Consider the following 25,624-nt stretch of genomic DNA (forward strand, 5'->3'; position numbering starts at 1 on the left):
AATTAAGGTTGAAGCCCTTTCAGGAACGTTTCCAGGGCAGCCATTGAAGTATCTTGTCCAGGCCGGAGGGAGGCACCTGGAGAGGGTCTTCGCTGAGACGCAGGGTTTTTTCCCGTGAGAGGGTATGGAGATTTTTCAGATCCGAGGTGATGCCGGGGGCTTCCTGGCGGATGGCCTCTTCTCCTTTTTCCGCATTGACCAGGTGGGTGACATAGAGGGCCTGAAGGGCGTTCTGAATTCTGGAAAGGGTGGTTTCCATTTCCCGTTTGAGACTTTCCCATTCCCGGATTTCCGTCTGGGGAATACGTTTCTGGTCGGGAAACTGTGCCGCGATGGCCTCAATGCGCAGGATTTCCTCCTTGATGAGCCGGAGTTCCGCATTCAGTCCCCGCAAGGCCCCGTAGCTTTCCGGAAGATACTGCCAGGTGAAGGCGAGGAGGGCATCCTTCATGGAAAGATGCTCAAATATTTCAGCAGGGTAGACAGCAGGCTTTTCTTCCGGTTTCGGAAGAAAATGCAAGATGGCGAAGGCTCCGGCCACGGCGAGGGCAAGCAGGACGAAAGCGGCAAGAATCCGTTTTTTTCTGGAGCGTTTCGGTGGTGGCGGGGGCGGGGGAAGGGATTCCGCTTCGTCTTTGCCTCCCTTTCTTTTTTTTGGGGCGCCGGGTTTTTTATCGCCGGTTTTCGGATCTGTTTTCTGCACGGAAAAACCTTTCAGGAGCCGTTTTCTGTGAGAAAGGCCTTCAGGAGGGTCAGGCAGGCTTCCCCTTCATCCTCAAACAGGTAATGGCCTGCTTCGGGAAAGCTGTGACAGGAAGCGTCCGGAAAATGGTGTTTCCAGAGATCCCGGTATGTGGTGTCAAAGACAAAGTCCTTCTCTCCCCAGAGAATGCATTTGGGGATGGGAGCAAGGCGGGCGAGATTTTTTTCTGCCCAGGCCACAGCCGCATAACTTGCATCCTGGGGACTCAGGGGGATATCCCGCACAAAGGCCAGCTGGGCCCGTCTGTGGGCAGGGCAGTCGTAGGGAAAAAGATAGCCCTGACGAATGGCCGGAGACAGTCCTTTTTTGGAACACAGGGCAAGGGCGAATCTGGAAAAGAGGTTCATCCCTAAAATAGCCGGTGCGGCGATGGGCAGAAAATCCCGGCCCAGACGGATGCCCAGGGGCAGGCTTTTGTGTGCGGGCTTGAGAAAACCCGCCGTGTTGGTGATGGTGAAGCTTGCGATGCGATCCGGCTGTCTCAGGGCAATGAGGGTGCCGATCATGCCACCCCAGTCATGGACAATGAGGTGAAAGGGCTGATCCGGGATCAGGGCATCGAGAAAGGCTTCCATGTCCTCTACCCGCTGCATGAGGGTGTGGGGATGGCATCCGGGATGGGGTTTGGCCGAAAGCCCCATGCCGATATGATCCGGAACCAGCACCCGGTGTGTCGGGCGCAGGGCCTTGACCACATTCCTGAAGTAGAAGCTCCATGTGGGGTTGCCGTGGAGGCAGAGCACCGGGGAGCCTTGTCCCTCATCAAGGTAGTGCATGGGAAAGCCGTGGATATCCGTAAAATGTGATGCAAAGGGATACAGGGCCTGAAGGGCCAGAGGAAGCTGTTTCATGGGAAACTCCTTACCAGTCAAGGGCCATTAAAAGGCAGTTCAGTCCGGAGCCGATACCGAAAAAGCCCACCCTGTGGCCGGGCTGGAGAAAGCCCTGTTCCGCAGCCACAGCTGCGGTGATGGGCAGGGAAACCGTGCCCATGTTGCCGAGAAAGGGAAAGGTGGCATAATCCTTTTCCATGGGAATGCCGATGGCTGCGAGTACGGTCTGGCGGTGGGGGGCACCAACCTGGTGACAGATGATGCGGTCAAGATCTTCCTTCTGCATGGAGAAGGTGCTGAGAAAATCGCGGAAGGTTGCCACCCCAAGGGCCACACCTTCGCGGAGTACGGCGGCGGCATCGGTGCGCATACGCATGGGAGCTGATGCGGGGATACCCGTATCCGGGCCCCAGATGCAGAGATCGTGGCAGGCCACCCTGTTGCGCACAACGGCTCCGACAAGGGAAGGACCGGTTTTTTTCTCCTCCTTTTTTCCGAGAACAATCGCCGCAGCACCGGATCCCCCCGTGAGGGTGGCAAGGCCCCTGGTAAAAACGTCCATGGTGGGCTGGGCCAGCATGGTGTCCATGGTGAGATCCATGATCTGCCGTGAGGATTCACAGCCCACCACCATGCCGTACCGGATGCGGCCCGCTTCAATGGCATCGGCCACAAGGAGGATACCGTTCAGCATTCCGAGGCAGGCATTGGAAAGGTCGAAGATCTGGGCATGGTCGGGCAGCCCCAGACCATGGGCTACGGCGCAGGCGGTGGCAGGTTCCAGATTTTCCCGGCAAACGGCACCGTAAATGAGCATGTCCATGTCTTTTGCCGTCATGCCCGCCTGATCCAGGGCTGTCTGGCCGGCAAGGATGGCTCCCTGGGAAAGGGGCATTCCCGGCGTCCACTGCCTGCGTTCCTTCACTCCCGTAAGGGCTTCCAGCTGTCCCGGACGGAGCCGGAGTTTCTGGTACAGGGGGGCGAGCCGGGCTTCGATGTCTTCTGAGGTCAGCACATGGGGGGGAAGTTCATAGCCGATGGCCTTGATATCAACGCGGGTGTAGTGCAAATGAACCTCGCAGATGCCTGGCGTGAAGCCGGGGACAGGGGGTTTTGGGGAGTGCGGGCCGGATCGCCTTGCTTTTTTCGGGCCAGACCCTGGGAACCTTGTTTTGGAACCGGGACTTTGAATAAGGGAGTGTATACCCTGTGTGGGATTTTTTGGCAAGACAGATGAAAACGGCAGAGGAAGACGGATGTGGGAAGGGCCGCCCTTGGGGGGGAGGGGAGATGCATACCAGGAGTCATGATTCAGGCGCCAGGAAACCGCGCCCCTATGATATGAGGGGAGGGGGTGGAACCGTTTCCACCCCCTCCTGTGCAGCCTGTTTCATATTTTTGGGGCTTGCGGAATCAGTTCGCGGCCCAGAAGGGAGACATTTCCCGGAGTCTCGCCACGATGGGCGGCAGCAGGGCAATGACAGCGTCAATTTCCGCATCGGTGTTGTAGATACTTAAGCTGAAGCGGATGGTTCCGTGAGCTGCGGTGTGGGGAACGCCCATGGCCCGGAGGACGTGGGAGGGTTCCAGGGAACCTGAGGTGCAGGCGGAACCGGAAGAGGCACAGATACCATGCTGGTTCATCATGAGCAGGATAGCTTCCCCTTCGATGTATTCAAAGCTGATGGAGCAGGTGTTGGGCAGGCGGTTTTCCAGATCCCCGTTGACAAAGCATTTGGGGATGCGCAGGAGCAGTTCTTTTTCCAGCCGATCCCGGAGCGCTTTCACCCTGGTGTTTTCTTCTTCCATTTTGGCCTGGGCCAGCTCGCAGGCCCGCCCGAGACCGATGATGGAGGCCACGTTTTCCGTGCCTGCCCTGCGGCCATGTTCCTGATGGCCCCCCACAAGGTAGGGGGTGAAGGGGCTGCCTTTTTTGATATACAGGGCACCGACACCTTTGGGCGCATGGAGCTTGTGGCCGGAAAGGGAAAGGAGGTCGATGGGCATGGTTTTGAGATCCATGGCAATCTTCCCCACGGCCTGTACGGCATCCGTATGAAAAAGGACGCCCCTTTCCCGGCAGAGGCGGCCAATGGCTTCCACGGGAAAAAGGGTGCCGGTCTCGTTGTTGGCCCACATCATGCTGACAATGGCCGTATCCTCATCAAGACTTTTTTCGAAAAGCTCCATATTGAGCCGTCCCCGGCTGTCCACGGGGATGGTGGTGATGCGAAAGCCCTCTTTGCCCAGCCGTTCAAAGAGGGTTTTGATGGCCGGATGCTCCACCGTGGAGGTGATGAGGTGTTTTCTTTCGGGAAAGGCCTTCAGGGCCGCATGGATGGCGGTCGCATCGGATTCCGTGCCGCAGCTGGTGAAAAGAATCTCATCGCTCTCTGCCGCTCCGAGGATGGCAGCCACCTGCTCCCGGGCTTTTTTGATTTTCTGGGCCACCTGGCCGCCGAAGGTGTGCATGGAAGAGGGGTTGCCATACAGCTCCGTGAAAAAGGGGAGCATGGCTTCCATGACTTCCGGAGCCACTTTGGTGGTGGCGTTGTTGTCCAGATAAATGGGTGTCATGGTCAGGCCTCCTCCACCACAAGGTCATGGGCGACCAGGGTGCGCAGTCTGGCTTCCACATGGTCTTTCAGGGTGATACGGCTTCTGGAGCAGGTGGCACAGGCCCCCTGGAGGCGTACCAGAACCCGGTTGCCGTCCACATCCACAAGCTCGATATTGCCTCCGTCCCGGATCAGGGCGGGTTTGATTTCGCTTTCCAGGGTCTCCTCGATTTTGCGGATCTTCTGGAGGTTGGTGAGTCCTGAGGCCGGTTTTACCGGTTGCAGGATGGTCAGCCCCTGGCTTTTTTGAATGATGTTCAGAATTTCCTCATGGCAGTGACCGCAGCCCCCTCCTGCCTTCAGGTAGCCCGTGACCTCTTCAAGGGTACGCAGCCCCTTCTCCTGCACAGCCCGTGTGATATCCACATCCGTCACGTTGAAGCAGTGGCAGACAATCTCCCCTTCGAGAATTTTTTCAGGCTCTCCCCTGTAATGGGCAATGGCCTTTTCCAGGGCTTCCTGTCCCATGACGGAGCAGTGGATTTTTTCCTTGGGAAGCCCGCCGAGGAAGAGGGCGATGTCTTCGTTGCTGATCTTTTCGGCTTCCTCAAGGGTTTTGCCGATGATCATTTCCGTCAGGGCCGAGGAAGAGGCAATGGCGCTGGCACAGCCAAAGGTCTTAAATTTCGCCTCCGCAATTTTTTTATCTTCTCCCAGACGGAAGGTCAGTTTCAGGGCATCGCCGCAGGCAATGGAGCCTACCTCGCCAATACCGTCCGGATTTGTTACTTCGCCAACATTCCTTGGGTTCAGAAAGTGCTCCCGAACCTTGTCCGTGTAATCCCACATGCGCAATGCTCTCCTATGGTTGTCCGCCCTTTTACGGGCAGGTTTGCAGTCCGGACTTCTTATAACCCATGGGACTATAAGTACGGAATAGAAAAATGACAGGCTGAGGATGGAAAAAAGGGGAATTTTGTCAAAGGGGGGAGGGGGTTGTGGGGTATATCCCGGAATCTTTTGCATGGAGGAAGGGGAAAGATCCAGCCCGTCATCGGAGATGGGGGGGCAGGGCTGTTACAGGCCTGTGTCCCCATTGTCGCCATCGTTCCCACGCTGAAGCACTGGAACGATGGCGGAAGTAAGCTGGTCATCAGGATTTTTGAGGGCTCTTTTCCGGTATTTTCCCGGAAATTTTCAGTTTTCGTACGGCGCGGAGAAAGGCCTGGAGTTCCATGGTCTCTGTCTGCAAGGTGGCATAACGCAGCCGTATATACCCGGCAAAGAGAGGTTCAAGTTTTTCTTTAAGATCCGGTCTTTCCAGAACAAGCCTTTGCTGGTAATCCAGCGGACCCTCGTGGGGCAGGCGTGCCAGCCCCGCCTTTTCCATTTTTTTTCCCAAAAGCATCCATGCACGAAAAAGGGCATCTTCTTTGCGTTTTCTGGCTGGTAAAGGCGGAAGATATTTTTTTAAGAAAAGGAAAAGGAAGACCAGGGCGGCCGCACTTCCCAGAACGAGGAGGGGGCGGATGCTTTTCAGCCAGCTTGCCGCATGTTTCAGGATTTCCTGCTGACGGGTATGGGTATAGCCCAGCACCTGACGGTGCCAGAGGTCGGTGGCACTGTCCCAGAGCTGAAAGAGGGGTTTGGCGGCCCTTCCCATCCAGGTGTCACCGCGGCCCCTTTCCAGAATCAGGCGCTCTTCCTCGGGAAGGGCTGCGCTCGCGCCCCCCTCTGCCAGACGATCCGGAGCGATCCAGGCGGTTGCATCCACACGCTGCCAGCCCGTATCCGGCAGAAAGACTTCTGTCCAGGCGTGGGCATCGGACTGACGCACCACGAGGTAGTCTCCCAGGGGATTGATTTCTCCGCCAAGATACCCGCCAATGACCCGGCTTTTTATCCCGGCAGCCCGTGCAAGAAGGGCAAAACTTAAAGCAAAATGCTCACAGTAGCCTTTCCGGATGTCAAAGAGAAAGGCATCCATGGCATTTTTTTTCGGAAGCCGTCCGGGGTTCAGGGTGTAGCGGAAGGGCTGGGATAAAAACCAGTTTTGGATGGCGTCAATCCTGGCCTTTGGATCGGCATGCCTGTCGCGGATGCGCCGCCCCAGGGCCAGAGCTCTGGGGTTTTCATCCGGAGGCAGGGAAAGATCCCGTTCTGTTCCGGGATCAAGGTGCAGGCTGTTTTCCGAAGCGTTCAGGGTATAGGCCACACGGCGTTTCACCTTTTCCCTGCTGCGGAGAAGTCCCTCCTGTGTCAGAAAAAAATCCTGGGCACTGCCCGTGGGCCAGTCCAGGGCAAAGGCCCAGTGCTGTTGGTGAGGTTCCAGAATGAGGGTATAGCGGGAAAATTCAGGAAGGGGATTTTCCGGAAGAGCCAGGGGGGAAGAGTCCGTATCCGGAAGCCAGACGCCGGGTGTGGCCCTGTTGAAGACAAGACCCCGGAAATAACGTTTTTCCGCTGGTGGAATGGAACCTTCAAAGTGAACCCGGAAGGCGGGGGCAGGGTCTGTGGCAAGGGCTGCCATGCTGCCCGGCTGGAGACGGTCGGAAATCCCCGAAGTCCCCTTGGGAGCCGCCCTCTGAAGCCCCCAGAGCGGGCTTGAAAGTCTTGGGAAAACCAGAAAAAGAACAAGGGCCAGGGGGGCTGCGAGCACAAAGAGCCGTGTGGCTTTCAGGAGATGGCGCTGAAGGTCGGCGCCGGGATTGTGGACAAGGGCAAGAGTCCCGTGGTTGAGGATAAGGGCCAGCATCATATAGAGGGCCATGGCCAGGGATTCGGAAAAGAGCAGGCTTGAGAGCAAAAGCAGATGGGCGATGAAAACCAGGGCCACGGCATCCCGTCTTGTCTGCATCTCAAAGGGTTTCAGGGCCGCCATCATGAGGAGCAGCCGGGAGCCCGCATCCTGGGCGAAGCTGCCGCTGCTGCCCGCAAGGATGATGAAAAAGCCCAGCCAGGTGAAAAAAATCCGCGTTTTCTTTCCGGGCAGAGGCCGGTTTTTGAAGGCCATGAACAGACGGGCTGTCCATGCGGCAAGTACCAGGGCGGAAAGCCAGAAGGGCTGGTGCAGAAACTGGGGGCCTGCGGCGAAAAGAAGGGCGGCAAAGAGCGGTGGCAGCAGTGTTTTCTGCTCATTGGAGGACAGGGACATGGTCGGTTTCCTCCGGCGCTTTTTTTTCCAGGGTATCTCCCGGGGTGTGGGCAGCAAGCATCAAAAGGCAGCGATCCCTGTGGGCCAGGGAGTTTGCCGCAGAAAGTTCCTTTCCCGGAAGACGCAGCCCAAAGGCCATCCCCCGGGAAGCCGCCAGAAGTACACCATGGCAGAGTCGTGACAGGCGTTCTTCCGTATCCATGCCGGAAAAATCGTTGAAATCCAGCATGGGGGTATGGGCCGGAGCGGCAAAGGTTTTGATGTGCATGCCCCGGTTTCTGGAGAGGATTTTCCAATTGATGCGGGATAGGGGGTCGCCGGGCTGATAGGGCTTGTGCCCTGTGAAATCCTCACTGCCGCCCTTGTCCTGGCCTTCTTCCAGGCTGTCATCCTCCGTTCCCTGTCCCTGGCTCCGGGGCAGGGGGCCTGATATGGGGGCTGGATAGACCGGAATGGTATCAGGAGGCGCCAGGGGGACCCAGGCGAAAAAGAGACCCAGGGGGGCATGGCTTTCCAGGGCCAGCTTTGGCAGGGAGAACAGCCCCCTCTTTCTGGCGGGAAGGAAAAGCGTGAGGGTCTGGCTTGCATCCTTCTCCATTTCCTGCATGGGAGAATGCAGAGAGCCTGAGACCAGCATAAGCCCTGCCCTTTCCCGATCCGGACTGATCAGCTCCAGATGGACTGCCACGGCTTCTCCGGCAAAAACCGGCGGGCAGGACAGGGCTTTGAGATGCAGGCCCTTGAGGTTTTTCTGGGTGAGCACAATGGAAATGAGGGCCATGCTGAAAAGGAAAAAGGTGAGCAGCAGTCCGAGATTGTTGGTGTCATTGAGGGAGGCAAGCAGGGACACAAGGAGGATACCTGCCATGAAAAGGCCTGCACGGGTGGGCAGGATATAGATCTGCCGGGTTTTGGGGGTGAGCGGCAGGCGGTGTTTCATGGGATGGGAATCTCCCTGAGGATCTCCGCCATCTCTTCGGGGGTGAAACCGGAAAGATCCCTTGCTTTCTGAAGTCTGTGGCTGCTTACCCAGGGAAAGACGGCCTGTACGTCCTCGGGCAGGCAGAACGCTCTCTGGTGGAGAAAGGCCCAGGCCCGGGCTGCCTGAATGAGGGCCATGCCCGCCCTTGGGGAAAGGCCCACATGGAAAAGACGCTGGCTGCGGGTGTGGTGCAGAATGTCCTGCACATAGCCGAGCAGGGCATCGGAAATGAGGACGCCTTCCACCTCTTTTCGGAACTGGAGGATTCTTTCTGCGGAAAGAAGGGGCGTGAGACCGGGCAGGGCCAGTCTGGCCTCGCCCAGCAGAATACGTCTTTCCGCATCCCGATCCGGGTATCCCATGGAAATACGCATGAGAAAACGGTCGAGCTGGGATTCGGGCAGGGGATAGGCACCGGCCTGTTCTCTGGGATTCTGGGTGGCCATGACAAAAAAAGGTGCGGTCAGGGGCCGGGTTTCGCCTTCCACACTGACCTGATTTTCCTCCATGGCTTCCAGAAGGGCGCTCTGGGTTTTAGGGCCGGCCCGGTTGATCTCATCGGCAAGGAGAATCTGGGTAAAAATGGGGCCGGGGTGGAAGTGGAAGGCCCGTTCTGTGGGTTCAAAGATGGATACTCCGAGAATGTCGCCGGGCAGCATGTCGCTGGTACACTGGATTCTCCGGAAGGTCAGGCCCAGGGTTTTTGCCGTGGCTTTGGCCAGGGTGGTTTTACCAATGCCGGGAAGGTCTTCGATGAGAAGATGCCCGCCTGCGAGAAGGCAGGTGAGACAGCGTCGGATGGCCGCATCCTTTCCCAGAACGGCATTGCGGATTTGGTTAAAGGCGGGCATAATCTCCGGATGCATGGCGATTTTTCCTCACGGTCAGAAAGTGAAAAGATGCAGGAATTCAGATGAACTCCGTTTTGCATAGTAGGCAGACCGCATTCTTTTGTCAAAAACAGGAGAAGCCCATCTTCGCATTCATTTCAGGGAAATGGCGCAGAATCCGGGAGAAGTCCCCGGGCTGCACGGGGGATGCAGAGGGGGCAGATGTTGAAATTGACAATGGACAGAAGAGAAGGAGGCACAGATGCGAAAAAGGAGGATTTTCAGGAGTTGTGCATATCCTTTAGCCTGTTTTCTGATGTGCCTTGGTGCTCTGGAAGCAGGAGCGGACGGGCATCTTCCCCTCATGCGGATATCCGTTGAAAATGCGGCAAGCCATGTGCATTCCCGAGCCGTGAAACGTTTTGCCGATGATTTTGCGGCACAGACCCGGGGACGCCTCCGGGTGGAGTTTTACGACAGTGCCCGGCTGTACAGGGATGCCAAGGTGCTCAGTGCCCTTGCCGGAGACAGGGTGGAAATGGCCGTTCCCGGAATCTGGCATTTTGACCGCTATGTTCCGGATGTCGGGCTGTTTCTGCTGCCCGCTTTTTATGGAAGGCGCAGGGCGGAGATCCATGCCGTGTCCGACGGGCCGGTGGGAAGGGAGGTGGTGGAGCGCATTGAAGAGCTGCTGCCCGTTTCCGTCCCAGGCCGTTGGCTGGATCTGGGACATGCCCATGTCTACAGTCACCGGCCCATCCATGCCCGTGAGGAGATGGCAGGCATGAAAATCCGGGTTGCCGGTGGACGGGGCAATGCCCTGCGCATCGAGGCCCTTGGGGGGACAGCCCTGGCCATTGCCTGGCCGGATTTGCCCGCAAGGCTGCGGGAGGGGGGCATTGACGGGATCCTCACCACCCACGAAAGCATCCGCAGTGCAAGGCTTTGGGAGTCCGGGCTGCACTATATTTTCGAGGACAGGCAGTACTTTCCCCAGTACATTCCCCTTGTCCGGAAGAATTTCTGGCGGCGTCTTTCTCCGGATCTTCAGGAGCTTCTGGTGAAGACCTGGGAAGCCCATGTGGACAGGGCCCGTGAGGAAGCTGTACAGGCCCAGGAGGAAGCCCGTGCTATCCTGCTGGCCGCAGGCATGAAAATCTACAGGCCTCCTGAAGAGCTTTTGAGAAACTACCGGGCCTTTTTGCGGGAAAAAGAGGTCGCCATGGCGGAATCTCTGGGAGTGGATACGGGTCTGTACCACAGGACTCTGGAGATTTTCGGGGAACAGTGAAGAGCACGGGTCAGTGAGATGCTGTACAGGATCTGCCTGACAGGAAGAGAGAGAGGATGCACCAGAACACTTCAAGATTTCAACGTTTTTTATTCAGTCCTGCCACCGTTTTCATCCTCCCCCTTTTTATCCTTATCTGGGTTTTTCTGGGCTTTGTGGTGTTCACCAAACTGAAAGACCGGGAGATTCTTCTCGAAAACGCTGCCATCCGGGGGCAGACCCAGGCCCGCGTACTGGCGGAACACGGTTCCGGTCTTTTCCGTGCCATAGACATCACCCTCATTTCCATCCTTTCGTCCCTGGAGGGAGAGGGGGATCTCAGGGAGAGGGATTTTCGCAGGCGGATACAGCAGCGGGTGCTTTTTCTGCATCAGCTGAAGGATATTCAGATTCTGGGTGCGGAGGGGCATCTGATCTACACCCATCAGGAGCTGTCCCCCCTTTCGGCTGCGGAAAGGGATTTTCTGGTGGCCGTTCACAGGGACGCCATGATGGATTTTCATATCCACACAGGGCAGAACAGCGGGGAGGAAAGCCGCAGCCTCCGGTTCAGCCGCAGGATGGAAAGGCCCGATGGTACGTTTGCCGGTGTGCTCACCGCAATTGTGGATTTTGCCCATTTCCGGGAAAATTACCGGGAATTTGCTGCGGAGGGAATTCGGTCTATTTTTTTATACAATGTGGAAGGGGAAATTCTTTCAGGCTGGTCAGACATTCATCTGAAGTCCCCCTCTCCCCTCCTTTCCGGCTATACCGCTTTTAAGGCCTTTGATCTGAAGACGCTTACGGAGGGCGGTATCCGGATTCTTGGGAATGCCGACACCCTCATCGTTACCTGTCAACTTCCCGACTTTCCCTTTTACCTTGCCGTTGAAATGGATAAAGGGATGCTGTTGACGCGGTGGCGACGGGAACTGTGGACGGTGGGGATTGTCTTTGGTCTGAGTCTTTTTTCCCTTCTTTTTCTGGCCATGGCCCTGCAAAGGCAGGCGGAAAAGCGGCGCAGAGCCGAAGCATCAGCCCTGCAATTCAAGGCCAGATCTGAAATTACACAAGTGATGCGGGAGATTGCCGTCCTGACCCAGGATGCCGAAACCCTGGAAGGGGCTGTGCATGTTTTTCTTGAAAAAATATGTGCCTACGGAGACTGGCAGGCAGGTCTCTTCTGGGTGAAAGAACTGGATGCGGAGGGCCATGCCGTTTTTTCTGCGTACTCCAGATCCTGGGAAAAGGTCTGGTCGGATTTTGTGGAAACCCTCTTGCAGGAAATCCGGCCCGAGGACTGTTTTTACTTTGAGCACGCCCTTTTTCTCAATTCCGGGACACAGGAAAGGGTTCCCGGCATGGTTCTTTTCCGGGAAAAGGGATCTCCTGTAGCAAGCGCCTGTATGCTGCCCGTATCCCGGACAGGGCACACGGCGGCCGTGGCCCTCTTTCTTTCCGGAAGGGAGGCGGAAAAGGACGCCCAGATGCTGGATATCATGGTGCAGGCTGCGGCGTTCATGGGACGGGTCATTGAACGCAGGGCGACGGAAAGAGGGCTTGCAGCTTCTCTGGAAGCACACCAGAAGATGGAGAAGGTGCTGGCCAAAGCCCGGGAAGATGCTGAAGCGGCTACAGAAGCCAAAAGTGCTTTTCTTACCCATATGAGCCATGAGCTTCGAACGCCCATGAATGGTATCCAGGGGATGGCGGAACTGCTCTTGCAAACCTCCCTGGATGCCGAGCAGCACAATTATGTCCGCATTGTGGAGGAGAGTTGCCGCTCCTTTATCGGTATGCTGAACAGTCTTCTGGATCTTGCCAAGATTGAGGCAGGGCAGCTTTGTCTGGAGTCCATTCCTTTCACGCTCAGGGATTTTCTGGAGACCTTTTCTGAACCGATGGGGATTTTGGCCCGGGAAAAGGGGATCCGCCTTGTCTCGCATGTCGACGCCAGGGTTCCGGACAGTCTCTGCGGAGATTCGGACAAGCTGCGCCGTATCCTGACCAATCTTGTGGGCAATGCCCTGAAGTTTACCCGGAAGGGGGAAATCCGTCTGGATGTTTCCTTATTGGTGCAGGATGAAGAGGGCGTGCTGCTGTATTTTTCTGTGAAAGATACGGGGATGGGGATTTCAAAGGAGAAAATTCCGCTTTTGTTCCAGCCCTTTTCCCAGGCAGACGCCTCCATTTCCCGCACCCATGGGGGCACAGGACTGGGTCTGGCCATCTCCAGGGAGCTTGCCGAAAAAATGGGCGGGAAAATGGGCGTGGAAAGTCAGGAGCATCAGGGCAGTACCTTCTGGTTTACGGTGCGCATGAAGCTTTCGGAAAGCTCCCGTGAAAAAGGGGATGAAAAGCCCCCGGAGAGACCCAGCCTTTCCCCTGCATCCCTCTTGACAGCTGCGCAGAAAGAAGCCCGTGTCCTTGTGGTGGAAGACAACCTCACCAACCAGCATGTGGCACTGGGATTTCTGGGAAAGCTGGGGCTTGGGGCGGATGTGGCGGAAAACGGGGAAGACGCTCTGGCCCTGCTGGGGGAAAAAAATTATGATCTCATCCTCATGGATGTGCAGATGCCCCGGATGGACGGTCTGGAAGCCAGCCGTCGTATCCGGAAAGGAGAGGCCGGAGAGCGGCATGGCGGGATTCCCATCATTGCCATGACGGCCAATGCCATGCGGGATGACGAAAAGCTCTGCTTTCGTGCGGGGATGAACGCCTACCTTGCCAAACCCCTTTCCGGTCAGGATCTGGCCGAAACCCTGGCAGCCTGGCTTCCGGGAAAGGGGGACTCCTGAGGAAAGAAGTCTTTTTTTGCAAAAAAGCGGTACAGCCGAAAACAGGAGAACCGTCATGACCTTATCCCCCCCTGCCGAGGAAACGCAGGCCCTGTTGTCCCCTCTGGACGCTCTGAGGCGGAAGCAGGGGCTGCCGTCCCTGTCCCTGGAAGAGGACGAGACCGTAAAACGGCTTGTCCTATGGCTTGAAGAAAGTCTTTCGGGCTGGTCTGCGGTTCGGATTCGGGAAGGACGGCTCCGTTATCTGCGGACATGCCGTCCTGAAAAAGGGCAGAAATCCTATTCCCCGGTGGGGGAGGAGGGGGAAGATCCTTTCCGTCCTTCTTCGTAGCAATGTTCCCCGTACCACTGTACCTGACGGCAGATACCTCGCAGCATGCGTACCTCCCTGGCCTTGAGGGGGATGCGGGAAAGCAGATGGCGGAAGTTGTCCAGCCAGTAATCGGGGTTGTCCGGCCGCATGAAGTCGATGCGGATCAGGGTTTCCTGCATATGGGCGTAGAGGGCGTCCAGTTCCTGACGGGTGGCCAGTTTGGGCAGGGGTTCCAGGCTGGGCGGCATCGCATGGGAAAAGAGGGTGTGGGCAATCACCATAACGGCCTGAGCCAGATTCAGGGAAGAAAAATCTGCGGTGGGAATGCAGACAAAGGCGTGGCAGAGGCGCAGATCCTCATTCTCAAGGCCCCTGTCTTCCGAACCGAATAAAATGGCCGCCTCATTTTCAGTGGAGAGACGGTGAATCTGCTCTGCCAGCTGCGGGGGGGTGAGCAGGCTGCGTTTGCGGTTGCGGCCCAGCCGGGCCGTTGTACCGACCACATAGCTTTTATCCGCCACAGCCTGGGCCAGGTTTTCATGCCAGACGATGGCATCCACCACATCCCGTGCTGCATGGGTGGCCATGCGGTATACCCTTTCCATATCAAATGGCTCTTCCGACACCACCACAAGGCGGGAAAACCCCATGTTTTTCATGGCCCTGGCCGCAGATCCGATATTTTCCGGGAATTTGGGACGGCAAAGCACAAAGCTGATGGTCTTTGCTGCAAGGGCTTCCATATTCAGATACGCTCCCGTGTGCTGAAGAAAAAGGCGATTTCTTCCTTTGCCGTTTCTTCGGCATCGGAGCCGTGCACCACATTGCGCTCCAGGGCTGTGGCCAGCTGGCTGCGCAGGGTGCCTTCGGCGGCCTTTCTGTAGTCTGTTGCGCCCATGATGCTGCGCCAGTGGGCAATGGCGTTTTCCCTTTCCAGAATGAGGGCGACCAGGGGGCCGGAAACCATAAAATCCACCAGCTCTCTGAAGAAGGCCTTGCCCTCATGCACCTTATAGAAGGCTCTGGCCTCTTCCGGAGAAAGCCGCAGCATTTTCATGGCGCGGATTCTGAAACCTTCCTTTTCCATACGTTCCAGGATAATCCCCATGCAGGCCTGTTCTACGGCATCGGGTTTGATAAGGGCAAGGGTCTGTTCCATGAGTCACCTTATTTTGTTTTTTAAAGTTTCCCTGCCGCAGCGCGGAAGGGAGCAGGATCAGGGGGGCTGTCTGAGGAGACAGTACAAAAAAATACGGGGACGCCTTCAGGAAAAAAATGTGTAAAAAAGGCACCTTTCAGGTCTGGCTCTTTAGCAGAAGGACAGGATGGGGGTCAAGGTGGCGTTGCCTTTTGTTTTCTTTTTACGTACACATGGGGCGTAAAACACTAAAGAACCCTTTTGTGGAGGTTGTATGAAGCGCAGACTGGGAAATCAGGGCTTTACCCTGATTGAAATTATGGTGGTGATTGTCATTCTGGGGATTCTTGCGGGATGGATTGCCCCCAAGCTTCTGGGCCGCACCGATGACGCCAGACGCACCAAAGCGGAAATGGATATCACCTCCTTTGAAACCGCCCTGAAGCTTTACCGCCTTGATGTGGGACGCTATCCCGGTACAGAGGACGGACTGGAGGCCCTGGTACGCAAACCGGACAGTGCCGGAGAACGCTGGCGGGAGGGCGGCTATCTTGAAAGCCGCAAGGTTCCCCAGGATCCATGGGGCAATGCCTATATCTACCTTTCTCCCGGCATCCATGAGGAATACGATATTCTTTCCTATGGGGCAGACGGAGTGGCAGGTGGCGATGGGGCCAATGCGGACATCACCTCCTGGGAAAAGAAATGAAAAGGGGGGGATGCAGGGGGGATTTTTCGGGGTTCACCCTCATGGAGCTTGTGGTGGTGCTGGCCCTGATTACCGTGATTCTGGGCTTAAGTTTTCCCAGAATCCGTCTGGCCCTGGATGCGGATCAGGAACGCAGGGCACTGGATCAGTTTGCGGCCCTGCTGGAAACGCTGGGGGAGGAAGCCCTGGAAAAAAAAGAAGAAAGAATGCTGGAACTGGCCCCGGATTATAAAAGCCTCAGGATTTCAGGGGAAGGGGAGAGGGAATGGGTTTTTCCGGCCAGTCTTTCCGTCCATTCCCTGCGCCGTGCGGGCAGGGATTTTCCCGAAACCCGGGAAATTGTCTTTTATCCCCAGGGCTATGCGGATCCTGTTTTTTTCTGGCTGGAAAGCCGTCTGGGACGGAAAACCCTGATCCTCCATCCCCTGCAGGCGCGGGTGGAACTGGTACAGGGGTTTGTGCATCCCGAGGGATGGGATCATGGTGTGTGAGGAGTCCCTCAGGACGGCAAAGGGGTTCACCCTGATTGAAGTGATGATTGCCCTCAGTATTCTGGGGCTTGTGCTCACCTCCGTACTCAGGCTTCACGGGCAGAGCATCGGGCTTCTGGATCGTGCCAGTGCGGAAGTGCAGGCGCCTTACCTGGCTTCTGAGATCATGAGCCGGATGATCCGTGAACTTCCCGATCCCGGTGTTTTAAGAGGAGACTTTGAACATTTTCCGGAATTCACCTGGGAGGCGAAGGTCAGCCCCCTTGAAGATATGGAACTTGGCGAAGAAAATTCCCGGCTTTTCCGGGTGCATGTGCGTCTTTTGAGGCGGGGAACGGTCTTTTTGATCCGGGAGACCATCCATGGAGTCCTGCCATGAACCTCACCATGGTGAAGAACAGGGGACGGGAGGCGGGGTTCACCCTCATGGAGATTCTTGTCTCCCTGGTGATTCTGTCCATTATCATGGGATCGGCCTATGCTGCTTTTTCTGCCATGGTGGGATCGGAACAGACCATGGGCCCCATGCTGCGCAACCTGAAGGAAGCGAGGCGGGCCATGACCTGGCTCACACGGGATCTCACCGCCACCGTGGTTTCCCTGCCTCCGGCCTATCGCAGGCCGGAAGCCTTTGAGGATGAAAAGGATCCTTTTTATTTTGAAGCCTGGGAGACCCTGGTGGGGGACAAAAGAATGTCCGGGCTGCGTTTTGCAGCCGATGCCCATCTGCCCCTTTACGGATCTTCCCTGCGGGGCGTGGCCCGTATCGGCTACACCATTGAGGAAGCTGCGGAAGGTACATGGGCTTTGTATCGCAGCGATGACCTCCATCCCTATCCGGATCCTGAAAAGGATACGGTGCGCCGTTTTCTTGTCTGTTCCCATTTGCAGGCCTTTACCCTGGAATTTCTGGATGACAGGGGAGAATGGCAGCGCGAATGGCAGTCCGAGGAAGAACGGTATGGCTGGGCCACCCCCAGGGCGGTGCGTATCCGTCTGGAAGTGGGCAAGGGGCCGGATGCCCGGCGCATGGAAACGGAAATTCTGATTCCCGTCCGGCGGAATTCCCAGGGAGAGGTGTGATGCACAGATCTTCCGGTATGGTGCTGGTGGCCGTTCTTGCCATGATGCTGGTTCTGGTGGCGCTGGCCACAACCCTGCACCGTCAGATGCGGGATACCCTTGTTTCCGTCAGAAAAAACTGGGATGTGGAAGAGGCCCGTCATGCCGCCCTTGCCGGTACCCAGTCCGCCATGGCCCTCCTTGCAAGGGATCGGGAACTGACGGAAAAGGACAGTCTTCAGGATACCTGGAATGATCCTGAAATCTTGCAGACAGCCCTTGCCGCTTCCGGCATTTCCCCCATGCCCCAGGTGCGGATTGAAGATGAACTGGGTAAGATTCAGGTCAATGCCCTGGTCAAACGGCCCAATGAGGTCAATGCCGAGCAGGCGAAACTCTGGGATCGTTTTCTCTCCGCCCTTATTCTCCACGATGAAAGCCTCATCGGAACCCGTCCCAGTGCCATTATCAACCCCCTCATCGACTGGCTGGACTCCGGTGAGGATGACAGCATCACAGGAATGGATGGCGCGGAAGGGGATTATTATGCGTCCCTGGATCCTCCCTATGCCCCCAGAAACGGGCCTTTTACGGATCTTTCCGAGCTGGAAAGGGTGAGGGGCATCACTCCGGCCCTGTGGGCGCGGGTAGGCGGGGTTGAAGGGCTGGGCCGTTTCATGACGGTCTGGGGAGAAGAAAGCCGTTCCGGACGCAATGTCCATGTGGATGGCCGTATCAATATCAATACGGCTCCGGTGGAGGTGATTGCCACCCTGATCACGGAAACATCCAGCATGCATATGGCTGAAGAAATTCAGGCTTTCCGTGATGAGAAAAGTGAAGGAATCTATGTCAATGCGCTTGAGGGGGAATGGTACCGCCGTTGTGCGGGCTGTGAGGAGACGCCCCTTGCCACGGATCTGATCACACAGCGCAGCGATATTTTTCGCATTGTATCCAGGGCAGAGAAAAATGGTGCACAGGCGGAGATCACCGCCATTGTACGGCGGGAAAAACAAGGGGATACGGGACGTTTTTTCTGCCGGATCTTGCGCTGGCGGGAAGAATAGCCTATACCTTTTTTTCCTCAGGCGGCTTGTCTCAGCCGTTTTTTTGATGAATGTCTGCCCGGGGCAGGGAATTCAGATCCAGAGCTGTTTTCTGACCGCTCTGTGTGATTGCTGGAACTTTTCCTTGAAACTTCTCCATGGTGGCAGGCCCATGCCATGATAAACGCTGATCATCAAAGAAGGGTTTGTCTCTTTCATGTCCCAGGCTTTTCTTGCCCTTGAAATTTCCCGGGAAGCTGTCCGGGGCTGTCGTTTTTCCCGTGAAAGGGGTGGACGTATCCTTCTTCAGGAAATGCTTCTGCATCGCCCTGATCCGGAACATGGCCTGGAAGAGGTGGCGCTGACCCTCCTGGAATCCCTGGGCGCGGAAAATGCGGCTGTGTATCTTTGTCTTCCGGCATGGGATTTCATGGTGCGCAACATGACCCTGCCCTTCAGGGGCGCCGGGAAAATTTCCCAGGTTCTTCCCCTTGAAATGGCGTCCGGGCTGGGGCTTGCTGCGGATGCCTGTGAGATGGCCTTTATTGAAACGGGTGAAACTGAAAAAGGGGCATCCGGCACAAAGGTTCTGGCTCTGGCTCTGGAAAAGTCCCGCATGGAGAGGCTGGTGGGCCATCTCGGCAATGCGGGGTATTTTGTGGAAGCCGTGACCGTTTCCCAGGTTGGCGCAGCCATCTCCCTGGCCTCCATGGAAAAGATACAGGAGGGGTGGGGACTGCTGGATACACGGGGCAGTCTTGTTCTGATGCGGGGTAAAACCCCTCTGGCTCTCCGTGTCCTTGCTCCTGCGGAGCAGGGAGAAACCTCCTTTGTACAGGCGGTGTTTGCCCTTCTGGGGGAACTCTGTACCCTGCGGTATCCGGCTCTGGATCTGAAAGGGCTGTATGTCATGGGATCCGGTTCCGCTGTCTTGCAGAACCCTTTGCAGGAAAAGCTGGATTTTCCCATTCGTGTCCTCGGAGGGGACGCCCTGGCCGGACTGGATCCGGATCACCGGCTGGATGCGGATATGGAGGGGGCCTGTGCGGTTTTGTCGGGCTGGGCCGCCCTTCAGGGGAAGGCGGAACCGAAATTCGGGGAGAGGGGATGGCGTTTTGAACATTTCTGGGCAAGCCATGGCAAGGCCCTGGTGGGATCCGCTTTTTTGGGTCTCATCGTTCTTTTTCTGTTCGGTACCCATCTCATTTTCGATATGCAGCGCCTCCGGGCAAGGGATCGTATGCTGGATCATGAAATCCGCAGTCTCTTCACCGCAACCCTGCCCAATGTCACCCGTATCGTGGATCCTTTGCATCAGATGCGGGTACATCTCAGGGAAATGGAACAGGCTTCGGCCTTTGCCGCCAGTGGCGCTGCGGCCCATTCCATGACGGATCTTCTCCGGGGACTGGCTCAGTCGGCTCCGGAAGGGGTATCCATGACCTTTACCCGCCTTGCCCTTACGGGGGATCAGCTGACCCTTTCCGGAGAGACGGGGGCGTATAACAATGTGGATGCTTTGAAAAACCGACTGGCTGCCCAGCCCTTTTTCTCTTCTGTGACCATTACCCAGGCCACTGCGGATCAGGAAGAAGGCCGGGTACGCTTCAACCTCCGCGCGGATCTGAGATAGGACATCATGGTTTCCTTGGTACTTTCCAGACGGGAAAAGAAAATTATCCTCATTGCGGGTCTTGTGCTGTTTGCTCTTCTGCTGGATCAGCTTCTGATTTCTCCCCTCCGGGACTGGAGAAACCGTCTGGATCGCAGCATTGCCGTTAAGACGGAAAACCTGGGGGAGATGCAGGCCCTTGCTGCCCGTTACCGAGAGCTGCGCAGCAGCAATGAAGGGGCCGCTACCGCCCTTGCCGTTCGCAGGGAAGGGTTTACCCTTTTTGCTTTTCTGGAACGTGTGGCCGGTGAAACGGGCCTGAAACGCAATATCGCTTCCATGAAACCCGGAAATGCGGAGGATAGAAACACGGGAGTGCGTTTCTCCCTTGTGGAGATGCGTCTTGAGGATGTGAGCATGATGGATCTCACCCGTCTGTTGTTTCATCTGGAAAATGCACCGGAAAATATTCAGATTCGCAGTCTGTCCATTACCCGGAAGGCGGGAAGGGAACCTGCAACCCTTTCCGTTGTTCTCAATGCGCAGACCGTGGCGGGATGAGGTAAGGGTGACCATGGGATCAATGAAGATGGGATCGTGGATCAGGGCAGGCGCTTGGTTTTTTTATGCTGTTGGCATGGTGCTTTTATTCATGTACCTGCTTTTTCCCGCAGAATCCCTTCGTCGCTTTACCGAATCCACCGTTTTGGAGAAAACGGGTGTCCGGCTTGAAATGAAAGAGCTTTCCCTGCATTTTCCCGCCAGCCTTCACCTGCGGGACTGTAGTCTGGAAAAGGATCTTCGGATTGTTCTTGAGAAGGTGCGGATTACCCCCTCCCTTTTCGCTTTCATGAAGGGGACACCGGGGGGAGACCTTGCTGTTGATGGACTGGGAGGCTCCCTTGCGGCAGCGTTCCGTATCAGTCCTTCCCATCCCTTTGAAAGCGAAGGCAGCCTTCACCTGAAAAATCTGGATATGACGGCTGTGGCGGATCTTTCTCCGAGGCCACTGCCCTTTGGGGTGAAGGGACGGCTTTCGGGCCGTTTTCTGGCTTTGCCCGCAGAGGGGAAGCTGGAAATTTCAGGTGCCCTGGACATGGAGGGTGCGGATATTGTCCTGAACGAACCCATGCTGGCCTCCCTGAGTCTTCGTCTTGTGGCCCTGCAACTTGAAGGCCGTATGGATGCCCGGAAACTGGACATAGACAACATTGCGCTGTCCGGTAATTTCGGTACCCTGACCCTTCGGGGCAGCATCAGTGACCCCATGGGAAGAAGCCCTCTTCTGGATTTTTCCGGCGGTATCCGTCCGGATGCCGCCTTTTTACAGCAACTGACCCGCATGGGGGGCATTGGCCCTGTCATTGGCCGTTTTGTGGGACAACGGGAAATTCCGGTGCGCGTGGCGGGAACCCTTGACAATCCGCAGGTGAGCCTTGCGGGTATACGGCTGTGAGGCGTTATGATCCGCTATGTTTTTCTTTTCTGGAACCTGTTGATGATTCCTCTGGGCGCCTATGCCCTGGTGTCCCTGGGATACGGCCTTCTGTCCGAACGCCTGACACCTGCGGATTCAGGCATTTTTATACCTGTGGAGTCCGCAGCAGGTAAAACTGCGGATCGGGGCAGATTGCAGCGGGATCCGGCGGCGTATGCGGTGATTTACGAACGCAATCTTTTCGGAACCCGTACCCCGGAAAAAGCGGTTGAGGAAAAACCCGCCATCAATCTGGACAATCTGCAACGTACCAGCCTGAGGCTGAAGCTTCTGGGTACCGTGGCGTCCCAAAATGCACGGGAAGCCTTTGCCGTTATTGAAGACACCACAAAGAAGAGTCAGGAATTGTACCGTGTGGGGGATAAGATTCAGGATGCCATGGTGCGCATGATCCTTCGCCAGAAAGTGGTGCTCACCCGGAGGGGACAGGACGAAATTCTGGAGATGGATGCGGAAGAAGGGCAGAAATCTCTGGCTCCCCTGGCAGCAGCTTCATCTGGCGGATCCGGATCTGTCACCATGCAGGAGGTATCCCGCCAGACGATTGAAAGCTCTTTGCAGGACATCAATGAGCTGATGCGCCAGATCCGTATCCGGCCCAATTTTGAAGATGGCAAGCCTGCGGGGCTGAGGGTGGATCGTCTGCGGTCGGACTCCATTTTCCGGCAGCTTGGCCTTGAAAACGGCGATATTATCAAAGGGGTCAACGGAAAGCAGATTCAGTCCGTGGACGATGCCCTGACCTTTTATGACCAGCTGAAAAGTGCCAATTCCGTTTCCCTTCAGGTGGAACGCAGCGGTGCACCCCAGACCCTTTCCTATACCATCAGAAACTGAAAGCGGCCCGAACCGCGCATGGAGAACCCAAGCGGATGATGCTGACCCGAAGACATTTTTCCAAGACCCGAAGTCATTTTTTGATCCTTTTTTTTCTTCTCTTTTTCCTGCTGCTTTCTCCGCCTGCGGGTGCAGAGGAAAGACAGGTGAATATTGATTTCAATGATGTGGAGATAACGGTTTTCATCAAATACATCAGTGAGGTCACGGGCAGAAATTTTGTGATCGACAACCGGGTACGGGGCAAGATCACCATCGTTTCTCCCGGAGCCGTAACGGTGGAAGAGGCCTGGGATGTGTTTGAGTCTGTGCTGGAGGTTCACGGTTTTGCCGCCGTGCTTTCAGGGGAGGTGTACAAAGTTGTTACCCAGCCCGATGCCCGGACCAAGGCCATGCACACGGGCGTCGGCGATATTCCTCCGGATGCCACGGATCGTATGATTACCCAGCTAATTCCCCTGCAATATGCCGATCCCGAAGAGCTGAGGCGTCTTTTTGCACCCCTGGTTTCCAAAACCAGCGTGCTGCTTTCCTATGCCTCCAGCAAGATGCTCATCATCACGGATGTGGAATCCAATATCCGCCGTCTTCTGGAAATTGTCCGTTATCTCGATGTCCGGGATATGGGCCGGGAGATCAGCATCATCCCCCTGGCCCACGGGGATGCCCAGGATCTGGTGAAAACCCTGGAGTCCGTATTCCGCCAGACCCGGCGGGAAGAGGGGAAAAGCGTTACGGAAGATCCCGTGAAATTTGTGGCGGATTCCAGAACCAATACCCTGATCATTCTGGCCAGTAAGGCAGATCTGGACAGGGTGACCCCCCTTGTTCACCAGCTGGACAGTGCCCTGCCCAAGGGCAGGGGACGGGTGCATGTTTATTATCTGGAAAATGCCGTGGCTGATGACCTTGCCAAGGTGCTGCAATCCATTGTGGGCAAGGGGAACACAGCCGCCGCATCCGGCGGAGCATCCGGCGGGGCCAAGGGAGAAGCCATTGTATCGGCGGATGTGAGTGTTACCCCGGATCAGGCCACCAACAGTCTTGTCATCATGGCCAACCAGGGTGACCATGTGGTGCTGGCCGATGTGATTCAGAAACTGGATATTCCACGGGCCATGGTGCTCATTGAATGCCTCATTGCGGAAGTCAATCTGGATAACAGCTTTGGTCTGGGGACGGAATGGGCGGTGGGGGACAAGTTCTCCACAAATGGAGCGGATGCCGCCGTTGGTGGGGGCTTTTCCGGAACCGGAGGAACTTCCGCCTGGTCCAATTCCGTGGGACTGGCCAGCAAAGGTGTTCTGCCGGCCGGTTTTTCCATCGGTGTGGCTGCGGCTCCTCTGGTACTGAAATCCGGCGGACAGGAACTGGTGTTTCCCAACCTCAGCTCTCTGATTCAGGCCTTTCAGTCGGATAAGAGTGTCCACATTCTGTCCACGCCCCAGATCACCACCCTGGACAACCGGGAAGCCAGCATTACCGTGGGCCGGAACATTCCCTACCTCATCAAATCCACCTCAGGGGACAATGCCTACAGCAATTATGAATACAAGGATGTGGGGATTCAGTTGAAAATCACCCCCCAGATCAGCAAGGAAGGTCTGATACGCCTCAATATTTTTCAGGAAGTGACCAAACTGGATTCCACAGCCGGGAATCTCAACGAACTGCCCACCACCCTGAAACGCAAGATTGACACCACGGTGCTGGTGCGGGATCGCAGTACCGTTGTCATTGGCGGTCTCATTGACGACAAGTTTTCGGAATCCGAGTACAAGGTACCCTGCCTTGGAGATATTCCCCTGCTGCGCTATCTGTTCCGCAGTGTGGGCCGATCCAGTGAGAAAACCAATCTTTTCGTGTTCATCACCCCCCACATCATCCGTACGGTGGAAGATGTGAAGCGGGTGACCGGAGACCGTATTGAAAATCTCGGAGAACTCACCCCAAAACTGATTCCCATGTATGCTCCGGAAAGAGAACAGCAGGCCCTTCCACCGGCCATGCCCCTTACCCCCACGGAAGGAAGTCCCGATGCGTGAGGCGTTTCTGGAAAAGCTGGCCCTTTCCCTGGGCTGCGGGGCGTCTGTGCTGGCGGAAGTGCTTGCCGAAGGGGATGAGGGGCTTGTGGACGGGCTTCTGAAGCGGAAGGTCGCGGATGAGGAAAGCATCCTTCTCGCCCTTTCCCGGACGCTGGGGATTCCCTTTCTGCCTGCTCTGGAGCTGGACGGCAAGGATATGGATTTTGCCCGCAGGCTGCCCATACAGTTTTTAAAACGTCATCTTCTTCTTCCCATGCTGCATGAGGGCAGGGTGGCCCTGAACGATCCTTCGGGTCTGGAGGCGGCAGGCGATCTTTCTGCCCTTCTCGGTATTCCTCCCCTTTCTCCCGTACTGGGTACCAGGGCGCGCATCCTTTCGGCCATCAACCATGCCTATGATGAAGCCCGTACGTCTGTGGAGGAATTTGCCCAGAATCTGGAGGAGGAATCCGGAGAGTCCATCTTAAGTGAAATCGAAGAGGCCGCCGATCTTCTGGATGACAGCAATGACGCCCCTATCATCAAGCTGGTCAATCACATCATTGCCCAGGCCGTGAAAGCCAATGCTTCGGATATCCACATCGAGCCTTATCAGGATCGTTTTGTCATCCGTTACCGTATGGACGGGATGCTTTACGAGCTGATGCGGCCCGCCAAATGGATGCAGGCTCCCCTGGTTTCCCGTATCAAGATCATGGCCAAGCTCAACATTGCGGAAAAGCGTCTGCCCCAGGATGGACGTCTGGAGGTGAAAATCGGGGGACAGTCCGTGGATGTGCGTATCTCCACCGTGCCCACAGCCTTTGGGGAAAGGGTGGTGCTGCGCCTTCTCAACAAGGCCAATACCCTTTTGGGACTGTCGGACTTTGGCATGTCCGGGGATACCTATGCCACCCTGAACCGCCTGATCCGTCTTCCCAATGGCATTATTCTTGTCACCGGCCCCACGGGCAGCGGGAAAACCACCACCCTGTACGCGGCCCTGGCGGAAATCAACCGGGAAGACATCAATATCGTCACCATTGAAGATCCCGTGGAATACCGCATCCCCGGCATCGGCCAGATCCAGGTGAATCCCAAGATCGGCCTCACCTTTGCCAAGGGACTGCGCTCCATCGTGCGTCAGGATCCGGACGTCATTCTCATCGGTGAGATCCGGGATCAGGAAACCGCAGAGATTGCCGTCCAGTCGGCCCTTACGGGCCACCTTGTTTTTTCGACCCTGCATACCAACGATTCAGCCAGTGCCATTACCCGGCTTGTGGATATCGGCATCGAACCCTTCCTCATTGCTTCAGCGGTCAAGGCCGTCATGGCCCAGCGCCTTGTGCGGACTCTCTGTCCGGAATGCAAGATTCCCTATCAGCCCCTGCCCGAGGAAATTGACACCCTGGGGCCTGACGGGGAATGCCTCAGGGGCCGGGAGATTTTTCAGCCCAAGGGCTGTACCGCCTGCCTTCAGACGGGGTACAGGGGCCGCATGAGCATTTATGAAATCATGGAAATGGACAGCGGTCTCAAAAAGCTGGTACTCAAGACTTCAGATTCCAACCCCATCCAGAATGCCGCAGTGCGAGCCGGCATGGTAACCCTGCGCAAGGACGGCATCCGGAAAATCCGTGAGGGACTGACCACCATCGCCGAGGTGCTTCGGGTCACCTGAGCCTTTTTTGCCT

24 protein-coding genes are annotated in these 25,624 nt (G+C 56.4%); 14 read left to right on the plus strand and 10 right to left on the minus strand.

Annotated elements, in window-relative coordinates; all coding sequences use genetic code 11:
* Nucleotides 1-19 precede the first annotated feature (19 nt).
* From BR04_RS01495 to BR04_RS01530, 8 genes are all read right to left on the minus strand, one after another.
* Nucleotides 20-703 (minus strand): hypothetical protein, encoded by a 684-nt coding sequence (locus tag BR04_RS01495; RefSeq protein WP_496354206.1) that lies wholly within the window; start codon nucleotides 701-703, stop codon nucleotides 20-22.
* Nucleotides 704-714: 11 nt separating this feature from the next.
* Nucleotides 715-1,614 (minus strand): alpha/beta fold hydrolase, encoded by a 900-nt coding sequence (locus BR04_RS01500; RefSeq protein ID WP_496354207.1) that lies wholly within the window; start codon nucleotides 1,612-1,614, stop codon nucleotides 715-717.
* A 10-nt stretch (nucleotides 1,615-1,624) separates the two neighbouring features.
* Nucleotides 1,625-2,665, minus strand: a complete 1,041-nt coding sequence (locus BR04_RS01505) for a 3-oxoacyl-ACP synthase III (protein WP_496354208.1) — start codon at nucleotides 2,663-2,665, stop codon at nucleotides 1,625-1,627.
* 344 nt (nucleotides 2,666-3,009) lie between these two features.
* Nucleotides 3,010-4,173, minus strand: coding sequence for a cysteine desulfurase NifS (gene nifS / locus BR04_RS01510; protein ID WP_496354209.1), 1,164 nt, complete (start codon nucleotides 4,171-4,173; stop codon nucleotides 3,010-3,012).
* 2 nt (nucleotides 4,174-4,175) lie between these two features.
* The gene (gene nifU / locus BR04_RS01515) at nucleotides 4,176-5,003 is read right to left on the minus strand and encodes a Fe-S cluster assembly protein NifU (RefSeq protein ID WP_496354210.1); all 828 of its coding nucleotides are present in this window, start codon (nucleotides 5,001-5,003) and stop codon (nucleotides 4,176-4,178) included.
* Nucleotides 5,004-5,307: 304 nt separating this feature from the next.
* Entirely contained in the window at nucleotides 5,308-7,308 is a 2,001-nt protein-coding gene (locus BR04_RS01520) for a transglutaminase TgpA family protein (protein ID WP_496354211.1), read from the minus strand.
* Nucleotides 7,289-8,248 (minus strand): DUF58 domain-containing protein, encoded by a 960-nt coding sequence (locus BR04_RS01525; RefSeq protein ID WP_496354212.1) that lies wholly within the window; start codon nucleotides 8,246-8,248, stop codon nucleotides 7,289-7,291. The genes BR04_RS01520 and BR04_RS01525 overlap by 20 nt, the downstream gene beginning before the upstream one ends.
* Nucleotides 8,245-9,156 (minus strand): AAA family ATPase, encoded by a 912-nt coding sequence (locus tag BR04_RS01530; protein ID WP_496354213.1) that lies wholly within the window; start codon nucleotides 9,154-9,156, stop codon nucleotides 8,245-8,247. Before BR04_RS01530 ends, BR04_RS01525 begins: the two co-directional genes overlap by 4 nt.
* A gap of 226 nt (nucleotides 9,157-9,382) precedes the next feature.
* Between BR04_RS01530 and dctP the strand changes: the two genes are divergently transcribed.
* Genes dctP through BR04_RS01545 form a run of 3 tightly spaced genes read left to right on the plus strand, consistent with a single transcriptional unit; the run spans nucleotide 9,383 to nucleotide 13,525 of the window.
* Nucleotides 9,383-10,411: a TRAP transporter substrate-binding protein DctP gene (gene dctP / locus BR04_RS01535; RefSeq protein ID WP_496354214.1), complete on the plus strand. Its 1,029-nt coding sequence runs from the start codon at nucleotides 9,383-9,385 to the stop codon at nucleotides 10,409-10,411.
* 56 nt (nucleotides 10,412-10,467) lie between these two features.
* Entirely contained in the window at nucleotides 10,468-13,194 is a 2,727-nt protein-coding gene (locus BR04_RS01540) for an ATP-binding protein (protein ID WP_496354215.1), read from the plus strand.
* Nucleotides 13,195-13,249: 55 nt separating this feature from the next.
* Nucleotides 13,250-13,525 carry a hypothetical protein gene (locus tag BR04_RS01545; protein WP_496354216.1) on the plus strand — a complete coding sequence of 92 codons (276 nt, stop codon included), beginning with the start codon at nucleotides 13,250-13,252 and terminating at the stop codon, nucleotides 13,523-13,525.
* Here the strand turns inward: BR04_RS01545 and BR04_RS01550 are convergent.
* Together BR04_RS01550 and ndk are read right to left on the minus strand one after the other, a co-directional pair.
* Nucleotides 13,474-14,250 (minus strand): RNA methyltransferase, encoded by a 777-nt coding sequence (locus tag BR04_RS01550; protein WP_496354217.1) that lies wholly within the window; start codon nucleotides 14,248-14,250, stop codon nucleotides 13,474-13,476. The two genes, BR04_RS01545 and BR04_RS01550, sit on opposite strands and share 52 nt — an antisense overlap.
* Nucleotides 14,251-14,252: 2 nt before the next feature.
* Nucleotides 14,253-14,666, minus strand: coding sequence for a nucleoside-diphosphate kinase (ndk, locus tag BR04_RS01555; protein WP_496354218.1), 414 nt, complete (start codon nucleotides 14,664-14,666; stop codon nucleotides 14,253-14,255).
* 253 nt (nucleotides 14,667-14,919) lie between these two features.
* Between ndk and gspG the strand changes: the two genes are divergently transcribed.
* The 11 genes from gspG to gspE all read left to right on the plus strand — a co-directional run bounded on the left by gspG (nucleotide 14,920) and on the right by gspE (nucleotide 25,611).
* Nucleotides 14,920-15,354 carry a type II secretion system major pseudopilin GspG gene (gspG, locus tag BR04_RS01560; RefSeq protein ID WP_496354219.1) on the plus strand — a complete coding sequence of 145 codons (435 nt, stop codon included), beginning with the start codon at nucleotides 14,920-14,922 and terminating at the stop codon, nucleotides 15,352-15,354.
* The gene (locus tag BR04_RS01565; protein WP_496354220.1) at nucleotides 15,351-15,845 is read left to right on the plus strand and encodes a prepilin-type N-terminal cleavage/methylation domain-containing protein; all 495 of its coding nucleotides are present in this window, start codon (nucleotides 15,351-15,353) and stop codon (nucleotides 15,843-15,845) included. The genes gspG and BR04_RS01565 overlap by 4 nt, the downstream gene beginning before the upstream one ends.
* Entirely contained in the window at nucleotides 15,835-16,224 is a 390-nt protein-coding gene (locus BR04_RS01570) for a type IV pilus modification PilV family protein (protein ID WP_496354221.1), read from the plus strand. The genes BR04_RS01565 and BR04_RS01570 overlap by 11 nt, the downstream gene beginning before the upstream one ends.
* Nucleotides 16,221-16,928, plus strand: coding sequence for a type II secretion system protein GspJ (locus BR04_RS01575; protein ID WP_496354222.1), 708 nt, complete (start codon nucleotides 16,221-16,223; stop codon nucleotides 16,926-16,928). The genes BR04_RS01570 and BR04_RS01575 overlap by 4 nt, the downstream gene beginning before the upstream one ends.
* Nucleotides 16,928-17,977, plus strand: coding sequence for a type II secretion system minor pseudopilin (locus BR04_RS01580; RefSeq protein WP_496354223.1), 1,050 nt, complete (start codon nucleotides 16,928-16,930; stop codon nucleotides 17,975-17,977). Before BR04_RS01575 ends, BR04_RS01580 begins: the two co-directional genes overlap by 1 nt.
* Before the next feature lie 196 nt (nucleotides 17,978-18,173).
* Nucleotides 18,174-19,589 carry a PilN domain-containing protein gene (locus BR04_RS01585; protein ID WP_496354224.1) on the plus strand — a complete coding sequence of 472 codons (1,416 nt, stop codon included), beginning with the start codon at nucleotides 18,174-18,176 and terminating at the stop codon, nucleotides 19,587-19,589.
* Between the two features lie 6 nt (nucleotides 19,590-19,595).
* Nucleotides 19,596-20,129, plus strand: a complete 534-nt coding sequence (locus BR04_RS01590) for a type II secretion system protein M (protein WP_496354225.1) — start codon at nucleotides 19,596-19,598, stop codon at nucleotides 20,127-20,129.
* Nucleotides 20,130-20,157: 28 nt separating this feature from the next.
* The gene (gene gspN, locus BR04_RS01595) at nucleotides 20,158-21,024 is read left to right on the plus strand and encodes a type II secretion system protein GspN (protein WP_496354445.1); all 867 of its coding nucleotides are present in this window, start codon (nucleotides 20,158-20,160) and stop codon (nucleotides 21,022-21,024) included.
* A 6-nt stretch (nucleotides 21,025-21,030) separates the two neighbouring features.
* Nucleotides 21,031-21,903 (plus strand): type II secretion system protein GspC, encoded by an 873-nt coding sequence (gene gspC / locus BR04_RS01600; RefSeq protein WP_496354226.1) that lies wholly within the window; start codon nucleotides 21,031-21,033, stop codon nucleotides 21,901-21,903.
* A gap of 35 nt (nucleotides 21,904-21,938) precedes the next feature.
* Entirely contained in the window at nucleotides 21,939-23,948 is a 2,010-nt protein-coding gene (gspD, locus tag BR04_RS01605; RefSeq protein ID WP_496354227.1) for a type II secretion system secretin GspD, read from the plus strand.
* Nucleotides 23,941-25,611 carry a type II secretion system ATPase GspE gene (gene gspE / locus BR04_RS01610; protein ID WP_496354228.1) on the plus strand — a complete coding sequence of 557 codons (1,671 nt, stop codon included), beginning with the start codon at nucleotides 23,941-23,943 and terminating at the stop codon, nucleotides 25,609-25,611. Before gspD ends, gspE begins: the two co-directional genes overlap by 8 nt.
* Nucleotides 25,612-25,624 lie beyond the last annotated feature (13 nt).

It is taken from the genome of Desulfobotulus sapovorans DSM 2055 (assembly GCF_059569355.1).

What these genes read in the sequence shown, in the direction of transcription:
- BR04_RS01500 (WP_496354207.1), bottom strand. Translation starts at nt 1,614, where the DNA reads ATGAAACAGCTTCCTCTGGCCCTTCAGGCCCTGTATCCCTTTGCATCA.
- nifS (WP_496354209.1), bottom strand. Translation starts at nt 4,173, where the DNA reads ATGACACCCATTTATCTGGACAACAACGCCACCACCAAAGTGGCTCCG.
- nifU (WP_496354210.1), bottom strand. Translation starts at nt 5,003, where the DNA reads ATGTGGGATTACACGGACAAGGTTCGGGAGCACTTTCTGAACCCAAGG.
- BR04_RS01520 (WP_496354211.1), bottom strand. Translation starts at nt 7,308, where the DNA reads ATGTCCCTGTCCTCCAATGAGCAGAAAACACTGCTGCCACCGCTCTTT.
- BR04_RS01525 (WP_496354212.1), bottom strand. Translation starts at nt 8,248, where the DNA reads ATGAAACACCGCCTGCCGCTCACCCCCAAAACCCGGCAGATCTATATC.
- BR04_RS01530 (WP_496354213.1), bottom strand. Translation starts at nt 9,156, where the DNA reads ATGCATCCGGAGATTATGCCCGCCTTTAACCAAATCCGCAATGCCGTT.
- dctP (WP_496354214.1), top strand. Translation starts at nt 9,383, where the DNA reads ATGCGAAAAAGGAGGATTTTCAGGAGTTGTGCATATCCTTTAGCCTGT.
- BR04_RS01540 (WP_496354215.1), top strand. Translation starts at nt 10,468, where the DNA reads ATGCACCAGAACACTTCAAGATTTCAACGTTTTTTATTCAGTCCTGCC.
- BR04_RS01545 (WP_496354216.1), top strand. Translation starts at nt 13,250, where the DNA reads ATGACCTTATCCCCCCCTGCCGAGGAAACGCAGGCCCTGTTGTCCCCT.
- BR04_RS01550 (WP_496354217.1), bottom strand. Translation starts at nt 14,250, where the DNA reads ATGGAAGCCCTTGCAGCAAAGACCATCAGCTTTGTGCTTTGCCGTCCC.
- ndk (WP_496354218.1), bottom strand. Translation starts at nt 14,666, where the DNA reads ATGGAACAGACCCTTGCCCTTATCAAACCCGATGCCGTAGAACAGGCC.
- gspG (WP_496354219.1), top strand. Translation starts at nt 14,920, where the DNA reads ATGAAGCGCAGACTGGGAAATCAGGGCTTTACCCTGATTGAAATTATG.
- BR04_RS01565 (WP_496354220.1), top strand. Translation starts at nt 15,351, where the DNA reads ATGAAAAGGGGGGGATGCAGGGGGGATTTTTCGGGGTTCACCCTCATG.
- BR04_RS01570 (WP_496354221.1), top strand. Translation starts at nt 15,835, where the DNA reads ATGGTGTGTGAGGAGTCCCTCAGGACGGCAAAGGGGTTCACCCTGATT.
- BR04_RS01575 (WP_496354222.1), top strand. Translation starts at nt 16,221, where the DNA reads ATGAACCTCACCATGGTGAAGAACAGGGGACGGGAGGCGGGGTTCACC.
- BR04_RS01580 (WP_496354223.1), top strand. Translation starts at nt 16,928, where the DNA reads ATGCACAGATCTTCCGGTATGGTGCTGGTGGCCGTTCTTGCCATGATG.
- BR04_RS01585 (WP_496354224.1), top strand. Translation starts at nt 18,174, where the DNA reads ATGTCCCAGGCTTTTCTTGCCCTTGAAATTTCCCGGGAAGCTGTCCGG.
- BR04_RS01590 (WP_496354225.1), top strand. Translation starts at nt 19,596, where the DNA reads ATGGTTTCCTTGGTACTTTCCAGACGGGAAAAGAAAATTATCCTCATT.
- gspN (WP_496354445.1), top strand. Translation starts at nt 20,158, where the DNA reads ATGGGATCGTGGATCAGGGCAGGCGCTTGGTTTTTTTATGCTGTTGGC.
- gspC (WP_496354226.1), top strand. Translation starts at nt 21,031, where the DNA reads ATGATCCGCTATGTTTTTCTTTTCTGGAACCTGTTGATGATTCCTCTG.
- gspD (WP_496354227.1), top strand. Translation starts at nt 21,939, where the DNA reads ATGATGCTGACCCGAAGACATTTTTCCAAGACCCGAAGTCATTTTTTG.
- gspE (WP_496354228.1), top strand. Translation starts at nt 23,941, where the DNA reads ATGCGTGAGGCGTTTCTGGAAAAGCTGGCCCTTTCCCTGGGCTGCGGG.